The organism is Pseudomonas sp. 18.1.10 (assembly GCF_024655625.1).
GTDB lineage: Bacteria > Pseudomonadota > Gammaproteobacteria > Pseudomonadales > Pseudomonadaceae > Aquipseudomonas.
Genome location: NZ_JANLGL010000029.1, coordinates 11564 through 28086, shown reverse-complemented (window position 1 = coordinate 28086; position 16523 = coordinate 11564). Strand labels below are relative to the sequence as shown.

The 16523-nt window shown below is 66.7% G+C and carries 6 protein-coding genes; all 6 read right to left on the bottom strand.

The genetic code is table 11. The annotated features are described in order from the left end of the window. The 6 genes from NUV89_RS07735 to tssF all read right to left on the bottom strand — a co-directional run bounded on the left by NUV89_RS07735 (window position 1) and on the right by tssF (window position 16508). A complete protein-coding gene (locus NUV89_RS07735; RefSeq protein WP_374684464.1) occupies window positions 1-11502 on the bottom strand; it encodes an amino acid adenylation domain-containing protein in 11502 nt (3833 codons plus the stop codon). A gap of 199 nt (window positions 11503-11701) precedes the next feature. Continuing rightward, window positions 11702-12754 (bottom strand): OmpA family protein, encoded by a 1053-nt coding sequence (locus NUV89_RS07730; RefSeq protein WP_257780852.1) that lies wholly within the window; start codon window positions 12752-12754, stop codon window positions 11702-11704. A 10-nt stretch (window positions 12755-12764) separates the two neighbouring features. After that, window positions 12765-13175 carry a type VI secretion system baseplate subunit TssE gene (gene tssE / locus NUV89_RS07725; RefSeq protein WP_257780851.1) on the bottom strand — a complete coding sequence of 137 codons (411 nt, stop codon included), beginning with the start codon at window positions 13173-13175 and terminating at the stop codon, window positions 12765-12767. 3 nt (window positions 13176-13178) lie between these two features. Beyond that, window positions 13179-13706, bottom strand: a complete 528-nt coding sequence (gene tssJ / locus NUV89_RS07720; RefSeq protein WP_257780850.1) for a type VI secretion system lipoprotein TssJ — start codon at window positions 13704-13706, stop codon at window positions 13179-13181. Beyond that, window positions 13687-14775, bottom strand: a complete 1089-nt coding sequence (tssG, locus tag NUV89_RS07715) for a type VI secretion system baseplate subunit TssG (protein ID WP_257780849.1) — start codon at window positions 14773-14775, stop codon at window positions 13687-13689. Before tssG ends, tssJ begins: the two co-directional genes overlap by 20 nt. Continuing rightward, window positions 14739-16508, bottom strand: a complete 1770-nt coding sequence (gene tssF / locus NUV89_RS07710) for a type VI secretion system baseplate subunit TssF (RefSeq protein WP_257780848.1) — start codon at window positions 16506-16508, stop codon at window positions 14739-14741. The genes tssG and tssF overlap by 37 nt, the downstream gene beginning before the upstream one ends. Window positions 16509-16523: the final 15 nt, after the last annotated feature.

Genomic DNA, 16523 nt, shown 5'->3' with positions numbered 1-16523 from the left:
CTACGGATTGTCGAGGGGTTGGTGCGACCACGCCGGCTGGTCCAGATCGATCACCGCCGCAGTGCCCAGCAACGCACGCGTCGAGCCCTGGGCCAACACCACCACGGGCGCGCTGTCTTGCAGCATGTAGGCCAGGCGTTCTGGCGGATACGCCGGGTCCAGCGGCACATAGGCGGCGCCGGCCTTGAGGATCGCGTACAGGCCAACGACCATGTCCAGGCCGCGTTCCACGCAGATCGCCACGCGGGAATCCGGCTGCACGCCCAGCGCCAACAGGTGGTGCGCCAGCTGGTTGGCCTGCGTGTTCAGCTCGGCGTAGGTCAATACGACGTCGCCCGCCTTGACCGCAATCGCATCCGGCGACCGTGCTACCTGCCGTTCGAACATGCCGTGCAGGGTCTGATCGAGGTCATAGGCCACCTCGGTGGCGTTGAACGCGCCGAGCAACTGCTGGCGCTCCTGGGCCTCCAGCACCGGCAGGCGATTGACCGGCAACTGCGGCGCCTGCTCCAGCGCTTCCACCAGGCCTTGCAAGGTCACTTGCACATAGCCGCAAATGCGTTGCGCACCAATCGGTGTCGCCGCCAGGGCGGTCAGGCGGAAACCGTCGCCCTGGTCATCCACGTTGAGCGTCAACGGGTAGTTGGTGCGCTCTTCGCTGGCCAGTGTCTCGATGCCCTGCCACGCCGCCGACACCGGCGCCTGCCGGCTGTCACTGTGGCGGTAATTGAGCATCGCGCTGAACAACGGCTGCGGCGCGGCGACACCGCTGCACCGCTGGGCCAGCGCCAGCGAGGCGTGTTCATGGCCGAGCAGCGCGCTCAGCCGGACGTGGGTGTGCTTGACCGCAACACGTACGCCGGTGGCGTCGATGTCCACCCGCAGCGGCAAGGTGTTGATGAACATGCCCAACGCGCGGTCGCTGCCTTTGCCGCCTTGCATGCGGCCCAACAGCACGGTGCCGAACACCACATTTTCCTGGCCGGACGTACTCGCCAGCACCCGTGCCCAGGCCAGGTGGAACAGGCTGGCCGCGCTGACCCCAAGCACACGCGCCTGGGCCCGCAGGCGCCTGTTGAGGTCGGGCACCAGGTGCTGCTGGGCCTCTTCGATGGCCGTGCCGTCGCCGCGCACATCCTGCAGGCCGAACGGTAGGGTCGGTTCATCGATATCCGCGAGCATCTCGCGGAAGAAGTGTTCGTGCTCCTGCTCGCTCACCCCCAGGCGCGCCTGGGCCACGTAGTTGCGGTACGGCGTGGCGTCCCCGACGGGCTGCGGCTGGCCGAGCAGGCTGGCTTGCATCTCGTGGCGCACGCGGTCGAGGGCGGTGTGGTCGAGGGCGATGTGGTGGAACAACAGCAGTGCATTCACCCGCTGCTGATCCGGGTCCTGGGCGTACACCAAACGGATCAACGGCGCCTGATCCAGCGGCACGCGGTAATGACGCGGGTCAAAGCCCTGCAGGTCACCGGCCTGCACCTGCAACCGGGCCTTGCGCCACACCACTTGCAGCGGTTGCGCCAGGCCCTCCCAGACCACGGCGGTGCGCAGGATATCGTGACGGTCGATCACCTGTTGCAGCGCCTGGGCAAAGGCCTGCAGGCGATCCAGGCTGGCAAACGCCAGGTGCGATTGCAGCAGGTACGGGTCGCCCTGCCCGGCCGTGATGTGGTGGTACAGAATGCCTTCCTGCAATGGCGCCAGCGGGTAGATGTCCTGCACATTGGCGGCGCCACCGGGGACCTGGGCGACCACTTGGTCAATCGTGCCTTGGTCCAGCGCCACCAGCGACAGCAGGTCCGGGGTGATGCGCTGGCAACCGGCGGGGATGCGATTGGCCGGCACCGCTACCGCGCGGCCACTGCCCACGGCGGCGGCCAATGCGGCCAGGGTCGGCTGGCTGAACAGCACGCGCACATCGGCACCGAGGCCGGCCTGGCGCATGCGTTCGATCAGGCTGACGGCCAGCAGGGAATGGCCGCCCAGTTCAAAGAAGTGGTCATGCCGGCCGACCTGTTCCACCTGCAACACCTCGGCCCAGATCGCCGCCAAGGTGGTTTCCACGCCCCCTTGCGGCGCGACGTACTCACGGCTGAGCACCGCGCCCTGATCGGGTTCAGGCAGGGCCTTGCGGTCGAGCTTGCCGTTGGCGGTCAGGGGCAGCGCGTGCACCTGCACATAGGCCACCGGCACCAGGGCGGCGGGGAGTTGCGCTTGCAGGTGCGTGCGCAAATCCTCGATATCCAGCGGTTGCCGCGCGGTGAACCAGGCGAGCAAACGCGCTTCGCGCACCAGCACTACCGCTTCGCCAACGCCGTCGAGTGCGGCGAGATGGCTTTCGATTTCCCCCAGTTCTACGCGTATGCCGCGCAACTTCACCTGGTCATCGTTACGGCCCAGGTACTCGAGATTGCCATCGGGCAACCAGCGCGCCAGGTCGCCCGTGCGGTACATACGGCCGCCGTTGAACGGGTCCTCCAGGAAGCGCTCGGCCGTGAGGTCCGGGCGGTTCAAGTAACCCCGCGCCACGCCGCTGCCGCCCACGTACAACTCGCCGGCCACGCCCAACGGCACCGGGCGCAAGTGCGCGTCCAGCAGGTAGACGCTGGCATTCGCCATGGGCCGGCCGATATGCAACGCCTGCCCGGCACGCACGCGGCCGGAGGTGGCGACCACCGTGGCTTCGGTGGGGCCGTAGTTGTTGATCACGGCAAAGCGCCGCTCCTGATGGAACTGGCGCAGGCGGTCGCCGCCGATCAGCAGGATGCGCAACGTGGGGTGCAACAGCTGCTGGCTGAAGGCGTACTCGGCCACCGGCGTCGGCAGGAAGCTCACGTCCAGCGGCTGCGCCAGCCACCAGGCGAGCAGCGCGTCGATCTGTTCATTGCCCACCTCGGCGGGCGGCAAGTGCAGGGTCGCGCCGGCACACAGCGCCGGCCAGACTTCCCAGGCCATCGCATCAAAACCAAAGCCGGCAACGCTGCTGGTGTGGCTGCGGGCATCCACGCCAAAGGCGTCGCAGTGCCAGTGCACGAGGTTTTCCACGGTGTGGTGTTCGACCATCACGCCCTTGGGCTGGCCGGTGGAGCCGGAGGTGTAGATCACGTAGGCCAGGTGCGCCGGGGTCAGCGCGCTGAGTTGTGGGTTGCTGGTGGGCTGGTCCAGGCCGTGTGCATGCAGATCGACATACGCGACCGCGCCCAACAGCGCGCCCGTGCTGGCCTCGGCCAGCACCGCCACCGGGGCGCTGTCTTGCAGCAGATAGGCAATGCGCTCGGCGGGATACGCCGGGTCGATGGGCACGTAGCCGGCGCCCGCCTTGAGGATGCCGAGCAAGCCCACCAGCATCTGCGGGCCGCGACGGCAGCAGATCGCGACGCGGTCGTCGGGTTGCACGCCCTGCGACAACAGGTGATGGGCCAATTGGTTGGCGCGCCGGTTGAGCTGCTGATAGGTTAGGGAGACGCCGTCTTGCACCACGGCCACCGCGTTTGGCTCGCGCTCGACCTGGGCTTCAAAGGCACCGTGCACGGTGTGGCCGGTGGGGAAATCGGCAGCGGTCGCGTTGAATGCCCGCAGCAGCGTTTCGCGCTCCGCCGCTGGCAGGCTCGGTAGCTGGGTGAGCGCCGTCGGCGTTGTGTTTTCCAGGCCGGCGACCAGCTGTTCCACGGCGTTGTGCATATAGCCGCACAGGCGCTGGGCGCCGATCTGCGGCAACGCCAGCACCGTCAGGCCAAAGCCGGTGCCGAAGTCATCCACGCTCAAGGTCAGCGGGTAGTTGCTGCGTTCTTCGCCGCCCAGCAACTGCACGCCGGCCCAGATACCCTGGCCGTCGCGGGCCATGGTGTCGGGGCTGCTGTGACGGTAATTGAGCAGGCTGCTGAACAACGGCGCCCCCGCCGCCACGCCGCTGCAGCGCTGGGCCAGGGCCAGCGAGGCATGCTCGTGGCCGAGCAAGGCGCTAAGCCGCGCGTGGGTCGCCTTGAGCGACGACGCCGCGCTCGCCGCCAGGTCCACCCGCAGCGGCAAGGTGTTGATGAACATCCCGAGTGCACGGTCCGCGCCCTCGCCCGCTTGCAGGCGGCCCATCAATACGGTGCCGAACACCACGTCATCACGCCCGCACACCAGCCCCAATACCTGCGCCCAGGCCAGGTGCATCAGGCTCGCAGCGCTAACGCCGCAGCGCCGCGCCTGTTCGCGAACCCGCTGGGCCAGCGTCGCGTCCAGGGCTTGCGCGGCCTCTTCGATATCACGCCCGTCGCCCTGCACATCCTGTACGCCAAACGGCAGGCTGGGTTCATCGATGTCGGCGAGCATCTCGCGGAAGAACTGCTCGTGTTCCGCCTCACTGACACCCAGGCGCGCCTGGGCCACGTAGTTGCGAAACGGTGCGGCAGCCGGCAACGCATGTGCTTGGTTGCACAGAACCACTTGCATCTCTTCGCCGACCACCTCCATGGCGGTGTGGTCCAGCGCCAAGTGATGGAACAGCAGGATCGCCGCCACGCGGCCGTTGGCCGGGTCTTCGGCGTAGACCATGCGCAGCAGCGGCGCCTGGGTGAGGTCCAGGCGATAGTGACGGGCATCGAACCGCGCGTGCAGTTGGGCGATGACGTCACCGTCGGCCGGGTCCAGGGCCACGGCCTGCACGCTCAACTGGGCGTCGCGCCAGACCACTTGCACCGGGTTGTCCAGGCCTTCCCAGACCACGCTAGTACGCAGGATGTCGTGGCGCGCCACCACCTGTTGCAGCGCGCCCATAAAGCCGTGCAAGCGCTCCAGGCTGTCAAAGGCCATGCGCGATTGCAGCAGGTACGGATCGCCCTGCTCGGCGCTGAGGTGGTGGTAGAGGATGCCTTCCTGCAACGGCGCCAGCGGGTAGATGTCCTGCACATTCATCGCGCCACCGGGGACGCTGGCGACGATACGCTCGATGGCCGGCTGATCCAATGTCAGCAGGGTCAGCATCGACGGTGTGATCTGCGTGCAACCGGCGGCAATACCATTGGCCGGCACCACCACTTCGCGCCCACTGCCCACGGCCGCTGCCAACGCCGCCAGGCTTGGCTGGCTGAACAGCACGCGCACGTCGCAGCTGAGGCCGACCTGGCGCATGCGCTCGATCAGGCTGACCGCCAGCAACGAGTGCCCGCCCAGCTCGAAGAAATGATCGTGCCGACCCACGCGTTCCAGCTTGAGCACGTCCTGCCAGATCTGTGCGAGAGAGGTTTCCACCGCGCCTTCCGGCGCTTCAAAGCCACGGCTGAGCAATGCGCTCGCGTCGGGCACCGGCAAGCCTTTACGGTCAAGCTTGCCGTTGGCGGTGAGCGGCAACAGGGCCAGCCACACATAGGCCGATGGCACCATATAGTCCGGCAAGCGGCCTTGCAGATGGGCGCGCAGGGCTTGGATGTCCAGCGCTGCCGGGGCGGTGTAATACGCCACCAGGCGTTTGTCGCCGGGCACGTCTTCGCGGGCCAGCACCACCACGTCTTTCACACCGGGGAAGGCGGCGAGGCAGGTTTCGATTTCCCCGGGCTCGATGCGGAAACCGCGAATCTTCAGTTGCAGGTCACTGCGCCCCTGGTACAGCAGGTTACCGTCGGCCTGCCAGCACGCGAGGTCGCCGCTGCGGTACAGCACGCCGTCGCCAAAGGGGTTGGCGATGAATTTTTCCGCGGTCAGTTGCGCCTGGTTCAGATACCCCAACGCCACGCCTGCGCCGCCGATGTACAGCTCGCCGGTCACGCCCAGGGGCAGCGGTTGTTGGCGCGCGTCCAGCACATAGGCCTGGGCGTTTGCCAGCGGCCGGCCAATGGGAATCGCCGTCGTGCCCGCCGTGGTGATTTCAAAGGTGGTGGAGAACGTCGTTGCTTCGGTCGGCCCGTAGCCGTTGAGCAAGTGTCGCGGCTTGCCATGCTTGAGTACGCGCGCGATCACCAGCGGGTCGAGCACGTCGCCGCCGACGATCAGGTAACGCAGCTGGCGAAACACCGGCAACAAGGCATCGGCGTACTGATGGAACAGCCCGGCGGTCATCCACAACACGCTGACGGCTTGCTCCTCTAGCAACGCGGCGAAGGCGGCCTGGGACAACAGCACCGCCTGCTCGACCACCACCACACAACCGCCGTTGAGCAAGGGCGCCCACACCTCGAGGGTGCTCGCGTCGAACGCCGGGTTGGAGGCGAAGGCCACGCGGTCGCGCGCATTGAAATCGGCATAGCCGTTGTTGAGCACCAAGCGCGAGATCGCGCGATGGGGCACTTGCACGCCCTTTGGCGTGCCGGTGGAACCGGAGGTGTAGAGGATGTAGGCGACGCTTTCCGAAGACTGAACCCGTTCGGGATTGCGCGGCGACTGGGTGTCCAGCGCAAGCACGCTGAGGTCGTCGAGTACCCGGCGGGCGCCGCTGTCCTGCACGATAAAGGCTTGGCGCTCGGCCGGCGCGTTGACGTCCAGCGGTACGTAGACCGCCGCACATTTGAGGATCGCCAGTTCGCAGACCAGCAGGTCCAGGCCGCGCGGCAGGGCAATCGCCACGCTTTCCCCGGGTTGCACGCCTTGTTCGATCAGGTAGTGCGCCAGGCGGTTGGCGCGGCAGTTGAGGTCGCGGTAGCTGAGGGACAACGGGCCGTGCACCGCCGCCACGGCTTCGGGGTGCGCCAGCGCCTGGGCTTCGAACAGGTGGTGCACGGTGCGCTGCGCCGGATAGTCGCGGGCGGTGGCGTTGAAGCCCACCAGCAGTTGGTGACGCTCGGCGGGCGGCAGGATCGATACGGCCTGCAACGGCGTGGTCGGCGCCTGTTGCAGCGCCGTCACCAGGTGGCGCAGCGCGGTGAGCAGGTACTGGCCGACACGTTGCACATCCAGCGTGGCCACGCCTTGCACGGTGAGCGCGAAGTCTGTGCCGAGGTCATCGACGTTGACCACCAGCGGGTAGTTGCTGCGCTCCTCGGAGCTGAGGATCTCGATGCCGCTCGCCGCGAACGGGTTGGCGCCCGGCGCTTCGTCCGCCGCGCTGTGGCGATAGTTGAGCAAGGTGCTGAACAGCGGCAACGAACCCGGCACGCCGCTGCAACGCTGGGCCAGGGACAACGACGCGTGCTCATGCCCAAGCAATTGCGCAAGCCGTGCATGGGTGGCGCGCACGCCCGCTTGCACGCCCACCGCGCCGAGGCTGACGCGCAGCGGCAAGGTGTTGATGAACATGCCCAGCGCCCGGTCCGCGCCCTCGCCGCCCTGCATGCGCCCCAGCAACACGGTGCCGAACACCACGTCTTGCTGGCCGGAAACCTGCGCCAAGACCTGCGCCCAGGCCAGGTGCACCAGGCTCGCCGGGCTCACCCCCAATTGCCGCGCCTGTTCGCGCAGGCCCAGGCTCAGTTCGGGCTCCAGCGCCAGGTGTGCCTCGACGACACCGCTGCCGTCGAGGTTTACGTCGTGCAGACCAAAGGCCAGGGTGGGTTCGTCGATATCGCCGAGCATCGCGCTGAAGAACGCTTCGTGCTGCGCCTGGCTGACGCCGAGCCGCGCCTGCGCCACGTAGTTGCGATACGGCACCGCCACGGGCAAGTGCGCGCTGCGCCCGTCGAGGCTGGCGCTTATCTCTTGCACCAGCACCTGCAAGGCGGTGTGGTCGAGCAGGATATGGTGCAGCAGCAGGATGCCGACAAAACGGCCCTGCTGTTCGCTGTAGGCGAAGTGCATCAGCGGGGCGCGGGACAGGTCGAGGCGAAAGTGCCGGGGATCGAAGCGCTGTTGCAGCTGGGCCAGGGCTTCGTCGATACGCTCGACGGTTAGCGACGCCTGGCGCAGGACCACTTGCACCGGTTCGTCGAGGCCGTCCCAGAGGATCGCCGTGCGCAGGATGTCGTGGCGTTCGATCACGCTGTGCAGGGCGTGGATAAATGCGTCCACCGCCGCTTGCTCGGCAAAGCTGAACTGCACCTGCAACCCATAGGGATCGCCCTCGGTGGTTGCCAGGTGGTGGTACAAAATCCCCGCCTGCAACGGGGCGAGGCCGTAGATGTCCTGCACATTGGCCAGGCCGCCGGGCACGCGGTCGAGGATGTGGTCGATGGCGGCCTGGTCGAGGTCAACCAGGGGCAGCATTTCGGGGGTGATGCGCGTGCCGGCCGGGGTAATGGGGTTGGCCGGCACGTGCACCTCGTCGCCCACCGCGGCGGCCAGTGCAGCCAACGTGGGCTGGCCGAACAGCACGCGCACGTCGGCGCGCAGGTCCACTTGGCGCATGCGTTCGATCAGCTTGACCGCCAGCAGCGAATGCCCGCCCAGCTCGAAGAAATTATCGTCGCGCCCCACGCGGTCGACTTTCAGCAAGTCTTGCCAGATCGCGGCAATGGCGATTTGCGCCGCGCCCTCGGGTGCCTGGTAGTCGCGACGGGCCAACGCCTCGGCATCCGGTGTGGGCAAGGCCTTGCGGTCGAGCTTGCCGTGGGCGGTCAGCGGGAAGGCATCGAGCTGGACAAAGGCACTGGGCAGCATGTAGTCGGCGAGGCTGCGCAGCAGATGGTCACGCAAGGCGCCCGCGCTGAATGCGCCCTCGGCAATCACGTAGGCCACCAGGCGCTGGTCGCCCGGCGCGTCTTCACGGGCAATCACGATGGCCTCGCGCACGCCCTCGGCGGTGGCCAGATGGGCTTCGATTTCACCCAGTTCGATACGGAAACCGCGGATCTTCACCTGATCGTCGTTGCGCCCCAGGTAGTCGACGCTGCCGTCTGCACAGCGGCGGCCAAGGTCACCGGTCTTGTACAGGCGCTGGCCGCTGGCGGGGTCGGTGAGGAAGCGTTCGGCGGTCAGCACCTCACGGTTGAGGTAACCGCGCGCCACACCGGCGCCGCCGACGTACAGCTCACCGACCACGCCAATCGGCACCGGCTCGCGGCGTGCGTCCAGCACGTACAGCTGCAAATCGGGGATGGCCACGCCAATCGGGCTGACGCCGACCCGCTGCGCATCCGCCGCTTCCAGGGCGCGGTAGGTTACGTGCACGGTGGTCTCGGTGATGCCGTACATGTTGACCAATTGCGTACCGGCGTTGAGCGCGCGGGCATACCAGGGCTTGAGCATCCCTGGTTCCAGGGCTTCACCGCCGAAGATCACCTGGCGCAGGGAGTGGGCCTGCGGGTTGTGCTGTTGCGCCGCGATCAACTGGCGGAACGCGCTGGGCGTCTGGTTGAGGATGCTCACGCCGGCATCGCACAGCAGTGCATAGCACTCATCCGGCGCGCGGCTGACCAGTTGCGGCACAATCAGCAACTGGCCGCCGTGGACCAGTGCGCCCCAGATTTCCCACACCGAGAAGTCGAACGCGAAGGAGTGGAACAGCGCCCACACATCGTTGCGGTTGAACCCGAACCAATGCCCCGTGGCGCTGAACAGCCGCGCGACCTGGCGGTGCTCGATCATCACGCCCTTGGGCTGGCCGGTGGAGCCGGAGGTGTAGATCACGTAGGCGAGGTTGGCCGGGCTCAAGTCCAGGCGCGGGTTGACGATGGATTCGTCGCGCAGGCCGTTGAGGTCGATCTGCGCCAGCGCACCCACCCGATGGCGGGTGTTGGCTTGCACGAGCACCGCCAGCGGCGCGCTGTCTTGCAGGGTGTAGGCGATGCGTTCCCGTGGGTAGGCCGGGTCCACCGGCACGTAACCGGCGCCGGCCTTGAGGATGCCCAGCAGGCCGATAATCATCTCCGGGCCGCGCTCCACGCAGATCGCCACGCGGTCATCAAAGCGCACACCTTGGGCCAGCAGGCGATGGGCGACCTGGTTGGCGCGTTCGTTGAGTTGCCGGTACGTGAGGCGTTGTTGCTCGAAACGCAGGGCGATGGCGTCGGGATGGGCGGCGGCGTGGGCTTCGATCTGTTGGTGGATCAGCGGTGTGTCGGCGTAGGTTTCAGGGCTGTGGTTGAAGCTGTGCAGCAGGTGCTGGCGTTGGTCTTTGGTGAGGATCGCCAGACTGTTCAGTGGCGTATCCGGTCGTTTCTCTAGCGCCTCGGCAAGGCTGTCGAGGGCCGTGTGCAGGTAACCGGCAACCTGCCGGGCGTCGAGGGACGCGTGCACCATCACTGTCAGCGCGAAGTCTTCCCCGAGGTCGTCGACGTTGACCGTCAGCGGGTAGTTGGTCCGTTCTGCGGCGCCCAGCACCTGGATGCCGTCGGCGACCTCAATGATGGCCGCCATGTCCGTGGCCGCGCTGTGGCGGTAATTGAGCATGGCGCTGAACAACGGCACGGGGGCCACCACGCCGCTGCAACGCTGGGCCAGGGCCAGGGACGCGTGTTCGTGCTGGAGCAAGCTGGTGAGGCATGCATGGGTCGCCTGGACCCCGGCACGCACGCCCTGCCCGCCCACATCCACACGCAGCGGCAAGGTGTTGATGAACATGCCCAAGGCCCGTTCACCGCCCGCACCGGCGCCCATGCGGCCGAGCATCACGGTGCCGAAGACCACGGCGTCGCGCCCGCACACCACACCGAGGACACGGGCGAACGCCAGGTGCATCATGCTCGCCACGCTGACGCCCAGCGGACGCGCCAGGGCGCGCAGGCGCCGGCTCAGGTGGCTATCGACGGGGATGCGCGCTTCGTCGATACCCTGGCCGTCGCCCTGCACATCCTGCAAACCGAAGGGCAGCGTCGGCGCGTCGATGTCGGCCAGCATCTCGCGGAAAAACCCTTCATGGGCCTGCGCGCTGACGCCATTGCGCACCTGGGCGATGTAGTTGCGAAACGGCACGGGCTCGGCCGCTTGCGCTTGCTGGCCCGCGAGGTACAGCTGGATTTCTTCGCGCACCACGTCGAGGGCGGTGTGATCGAGGATGGTGTGGTGGAACAACAGCAGCGCGTCCACACGCGCGCTGCCGGGGGTTTCGCGATACACCAGGCGCAACAGCGGCGCCTGGCCCAGGTCCAGGCGCACGTTGCGCGGGTCAACGTGCGCCGCTTCGCACACCAGCGGCGCCTTGCGCCACACCACTTGCAGCGGCTCGTCGAGGCGCTCCCAGGCTATCGAGGTGCGCAGGATGTCGTGGCGATCGATCACCCATTGCAGCGCCTCGGCAAACGCGTGCAGGCGGTCGCGGCTGTCGAACACAAACTGCGCGTGCAACACGTAGGGATCACCCTGCTGCGTCGACAGGTGGTGATACAGCATGCCCTCCTGCAGCGGCGCCAGCGGGTAGATGTCCTGCACGTTCGCCGCGCCACCGGGGATGGCGGCGACGATGCGCTCGAGGGCGGCCTGGTCGAGACTGACCAGCGCGAGCATGTCCGGGGTGATGCGATACGCCGGGCTCAGCCAATCGCCGCCATGCTCGGCCACCAGCGCCAGCAGCCGGGGCTTGTGGGCGATCAGTTGGTCCCACACGCCCTCCTCCAGCGCCTCGTCATCGCCCAGGACGATCAGGTCGCCGTCTTCCCGTTGCAGCCGGATCGCATGGGTGGAAATCACTGCCAATAATTCGCTGAACTGCATGGGGGTAACCTGCCTGGTAAGTCACGGTTGAGGAGAAAGTCCGTTTTCAGCTGCCGCTTGGTTCGGGGTATCGATTACAAACTGCGGACGCAGCCGGGCGCCTGAAAGGGCTTCCGGTAGGGGTGAAAAACTAAGGGATTTGGCGGGACGGAGGTGACATGGGAAGCGGGGACAAGGGGAAATCGGTGCAACGCCGAGGTTATTCGCACGCCCCCAGCTGCGGCACCAGCTGGATATCCACACGCCGATTGGCCGCGCGCCCGGCCTCGGTTTGATTGCTCGCAAGCGGTTGGCCCGCGGCCAATCCCTGCACCGCAAAGCAGCTGTCGGCGAGATCGCCCATGCGTTGCATCCAGTCCCGTACGGCGGTGGCGCGCGCATGGGACAGGGCCAGGTTGTGCTCAGGCGCACCGCTCGCATCGGTATGCCCGGCAATGACGATCAACCAGCCCGGTCGGGCCTTGATGCCGATGAGGGCGTTGACCAGGACCTTGGTCGAGCCGGGCTTCAGGGCTGAGCTGCCGCCCTCGAACAGCGCCAGGCTGTCCAGCCGGATCGGTTCGGGCAGCGGGGTTTCAGTCTGTGCTGGCGTGCGCCAGAGCTGCCATCCCGCCCCCATCGCCATGGCGAGTGCTGCAACGCACAACCACAGGCCCCGGCGCGGCATGCGCGTGACCAAGGCGGGAGGCGGCAGCACCACCACCGGCGCCAAGGGTATTGCGCCTGCGGCGGGCGGTGGTTCCAAGCGTTGGCTCATCTGGCCGATGTGCTGCCGCAGCGCTGCCAGTTTCACCAACGGCGCACTGAGCTGAGGAGTCAAGCGCGCCTGCAAACGCGCCAGTTCGGCGTCCAGTTGCACCAGCACGGCAACGCTTGGCGACGTCACCGCGTGGCTGCGCAACAGCAGGTGCAGATGCTCGAACAGCCACTCCAACAGCCCCACGCGCACTGCAGCCATCGGTGGCCAAACCCGTGACCATTCACCGCTCAGCGCGGTGACCAACACCACGCCTTGGAGAACGCCCTCGGGCCCGTAGCGCTGGCCGCGCGCCAAGGTGTAGAAGCAGGCGCCATTGAGCTCCACGCCGTGTGCCTTGAACAGCGCCAGGCAGCCTTGCTCGACTTTTGCCCAGTCCACATCAGGCCGGGCAGGATGGCCGAGCTTCGCCATCTCGGCGTGCAAGGCCGTGAATTCAGGGCAGTGGCGTGGGTCGCCACCGACCTGGATATGCATTTCAAACAGTGCCGTCATTCGACCGTCCTTATCGGTTTAGCGCGACCTTGCCCGCTGGCGCCAGGGTGGTGCCGACCGTCACGTGCTGCCCGTCCTTCAACTGCAGCGCCAGGGCGTATTCAAGATGCCCAGGCAACACCTGGGGCAACAGCTCGATGGCGAGCGCCTGCAGGCGCGGTTCGTACTTGAGCAAGGTGTCGTGCATGACGCCCATCAGGCCGTGGGCCGTGGCGGGCAGGCCTTGCAGGATCAGGCCCATGTCCGGCAGGCCGTAATCGGGCAAATGGCTGAGCGCACCCGCGCGGCTGTTGAGGATGCGTTGCAGGTTGTCCAGGACGGACAGGCTGTACTGGTCGGCCTCGCTGGCGTGATGCAGGGGCAACTCATCGGCGAAATTCTGCAGCAACAACTCGTACAGCGAAGGGTTGGCTTCGCCCATGGCTCAGTCCTCTGCCAAGGGGCGCAGGGTCAAGCGGTTATCCGCCAGTTCGATCACCCGTGGCCGATCAGGGTCGAGGTCGGCGCGGGCCAGTGTCAGGCGCCAGCTGTTCGTGCGGGTATCCGGGCTGCGAAACAGCGCCACCACCGTGACGAACTGTGCCTCTTTGTCCATGGGTACGCTCAGCGGCGCACCCGCGTCGGGCCTCACCACCACCGTGCGTTTGTCCAGCAATGCGCCGGCCAGTAGCTGTGCGTCATCGCCCAGCACGCGGTCGTAGGTCGCCTGTGTCACGGCGTTGGCGTCGCGCAATTGGTACACCCGCACCAGGGTCGGCACCGACAACCCATTCATGTCACCGGCATCGGTATTCAGGGCCGCGCGTGCACTGAAATCCAGGTGCAGGGTTTTCACCTGCTTGTAGAAAATCGCCTGGGTGGTGGCCGCCGTGCCGTCGGCCACGGTCTGCGCCAGGCCACAGCCACCGAGGGGCAGCGCAAGCATCAACAGGCTAAAAAGAGTACGCGACATGCTGAGTCTCCCGGTTGCTGGGGTTTGTCGACAGGCCCTGGTAGCGGCCCAGGTTGATGGTCAGGCGCTGCTGTTCTGGCGCTTGCCAGGCATCGGCGCCCAGGCCCAGCACTGCGGTCATGCCCAGGCGGATCGGCGCGTGCCCGAGTACTGGGACCGGCAAGCTGCGCAGCGGCAGGTTCAGATGCAGCTTCGCCGTACAGCGCCAGCCCAGGTAGACGCGCAGCAGCACCAGCAGGTCCTTGTGCAACGGGCCCGCAGGCAACCAGTCGCGCGCTTCCTGCGGGTCGTTGGTATGGAGCACCAGCCGCAACTGGCTGTTGGCATCGCGGCCGACACGGCCCAGGGGGGCTTGCCGGGCCAGGCGCACCGGACGCTGCGGGCAAAGACTCGCTGGCTGCGCGAGGACAATGTCCTGCGGCCAATGCGCGGTGACTTGCACCCGGGTGCCAGGGGCCAGCAACTTGACCAACGCGCTGATGCCTTCGGCATTGCGCGTGGGCAGGCGCATCACGCTGAGCAAGGCGAGGAAACGCGAGAGCGGCGTGCCGATCTGTTCGGCGGTGCCGGGAATACCCAGGCCGATAAGGCCCAGCAGGCATTGTGACGTCGCGTCAACGCCCCCCGGCTCAAAGGTGGCCGGATAGGAGTACTTGCGCCAGATCCGATAGAACTGGGTGAAGATCCGATGGTTGAACATATCCAGGAAGGCTTCCAGCGCCTCATGGCCTTCCCGGCGTTGGGCAATATCATCCAGATAGGTGCCCGGCAGAGGCGAATCTACCCCGTACAAGCCCAGCAGGCGGGTGCGCACCGTGGCCGGGCCTTCGGCCACGGTTTCAATCCCGCGCAACTCGCCACCGGGAAAGCCCATGCCGGGGTCGGGCCGAAAGCGCACCGCGTCATCGCCCGGATGCGCGGTACTGCCCAGGGGCGGACAGCCGGGCAAGGCCTGCTCCAGCAACTGGCAAAACCGGTACAGGTTGGCTTCGGCCACCGGCCCGCGCAGCACCTCGAGCAAACCGCTGGCGCTCAGCCGGGAATACGTTGATTGTGGTTCTCGTTCCATCGCAGGCACTTTCCGGTGGGTTGCAGGACCAGCGTGAGCTGGGTGTACAGATGCACGTCCGCGTAGAGCGCAAAAAAGCGGTTGAGCATCTCGCCAAACAGGCTGATGTCGCCCTCCCCTGAAAAGCCGTGGGCATCCAGGACAATTTCGATATCCACGCCGCGCAGCAGGAAGCCTTTTTCAAAGCGCTGCACCAGGTGATGGCGGACCTCGGCAATCGCCGCCAGGCGCCGCCGATTCAGCTCGCTGCCCGTCCAGTCATAGAGCGCCAGCGTGCCGCGCAGCACTTCGGCGTTGTCGAGCATCGGCAGGAAATTCGACCCCAGGTGGCTGAGCACCCGCCAGTGGAAGCGGTCGCGGTTCGGCGGGTAACAGGGCATGGTCGGCGCACACAGGTTGCGCACCCGCACGCCGGCCTGGGTGGATTGCACCACGGTGTCGAGCGAGGTGCTTTGCAGGGCCTTGCGGGGCAGTTGACCGTGGGTGCCGGTGAGGCGCAGCGACAGGCTTTTGTGGGCCAGCAACCGGTCCTTGTCGAAGCCCTCACCGCCGAGGATCAGCCAGGTGTCGTGCAGGCCATTGGGCGCGCGCTTGAGGCGCGCATGGAAATAGCGCTCGGGCGCCTCGGCGCGCAACATGCCGCCCTTGTGGCGAAAGCTGGTGAACGGCACATAATCCTCGCGCTCGGCGTTTTCCGAGACGGTGACCCGATCCACCGAATAGATTTCCGTGTGCCCGTCCTGGACTCGCATGGGGCGCAGCAGGTAGTCGGTTTGCAGTGGCGCCAGGGTCAGCGGGTCCGCTTCCAGTGCAAACAGATTGATGACCGGCACGGCGTGCAGGCGGATGTGTTCGCTGCTCAGCTCGAACGTGGCCGGCCAGGGTTCGCGCAATACCACTTCCAGCTCGAACCAGGCCACGCCCGGCGCGATCTGCAATTGCTCCAGCCCGCACAGGGTCACGAACATGAACTTCTCGCGAAAGGCGAAGTACTCCAACAACAGCTGGTAGCCGCTGAAAGCGCTATCACCCTTGGGCCACAACCGGTCCTCATCGGCGAACCCCTTGGGGCTGAAATGCCCGGCCAATGGCTGGCGTTCGGCCTGGCCCGGCCAACGCACATACAGCCCGTGGACATTGAGGGTCAGCGCCTGATGCAGCGCGCTGGCCAGCGGCGCGTCGGCGTTGAGGTACAACGGCAGGCGGCTCAGGTCGATCTGGCTCCAGTCGCTTTGCGGCCCACAGGCAAACCGCAGGCGCAGGCGTGAGCGACCGTCGGCGTCGTAGCCGCGCCCGACTGCCGTCAGGGCCAGTGGCCGCAGGGTCAGGTCCTGGGTGGTGGTGTAACGACACCGGGTACGCTGCGGCCCAATCGGCTGCGACAGCACTTCAAAGCCCTGGGCGATGGTTTCACTGCGCTTCATCTGGTCCAGTTCGGGCACCAGTTCGATCACCGACAGTGAGGGAATCGTGCGCAGGTAATGGGGCCATAACAGGCTGACCAGGCCTTCGGTCAGTTCCGGCAGATCGTCGTCGAGCTTTTCCCGCAGGCGCCCCATCAGGAACGCAAAGCCTTCGAACAGGCGCTCCACATAAGGGTCCTGCGCGCCCGGACGATCCAGGTTGAGCTGCGCCGCCCGGTCGGGAAACGCGTCGGCAAACTCCTTGCCCGCCTCGCGCAGGTAGCGCATCTCGGCATCGAAGTAGCGCAGTGTCAGGTTGTCCATGTCCATCGTTATCATCCTGAT

What these genes read in the sequence shown, in the direction of transcription:
- NUV89_RS07735 (WP_374684464.1), bottom strand. Translation starts at nt 11,502, where the DNA reads ATGCAGTTCAGCGAATTATTGGCAGTGATTTCCACCCATGCGATCCGG.
- tssJ (WP_257780850.1), bottom strand. Translation starts at nt 13,706, where the DNA reads ATGTCGCGTACTCTTTTTAGCCTGTTGATGCTTGCGCTGCCCCTCGGT.
- tssF (WP_257780848.1), bottom strand. Translation starts at nt 16,508, where the DNA reads ATGGACATGGACAACCTGACACTGCGCTACTTCGATGCCGAGATGCGC.
- NUV89_RS07730 (WP_257780852.1), bottom strand. Translation starts at nt 12,754, where the DNA reads ATGACGGCACTGTTTGAAATGCATATCCAGGTCGGTGGCGACCCACGC.
- tssG (WP_257780849.1), bottom strand. Translation starts at nt 14,775, where the DNA reads ATGGAACGAGAACCACAATCAACGTATTCCCGGCTGAGCGCCAGCGGT.
- tssE (WP_257780851.1), bottom strand. Translation starts at nt 13,175, where the DNA reads ATGGGCGAAGCCAACCCTTCGCTGTACGAGTTGTTGCTGCAGAATTTC.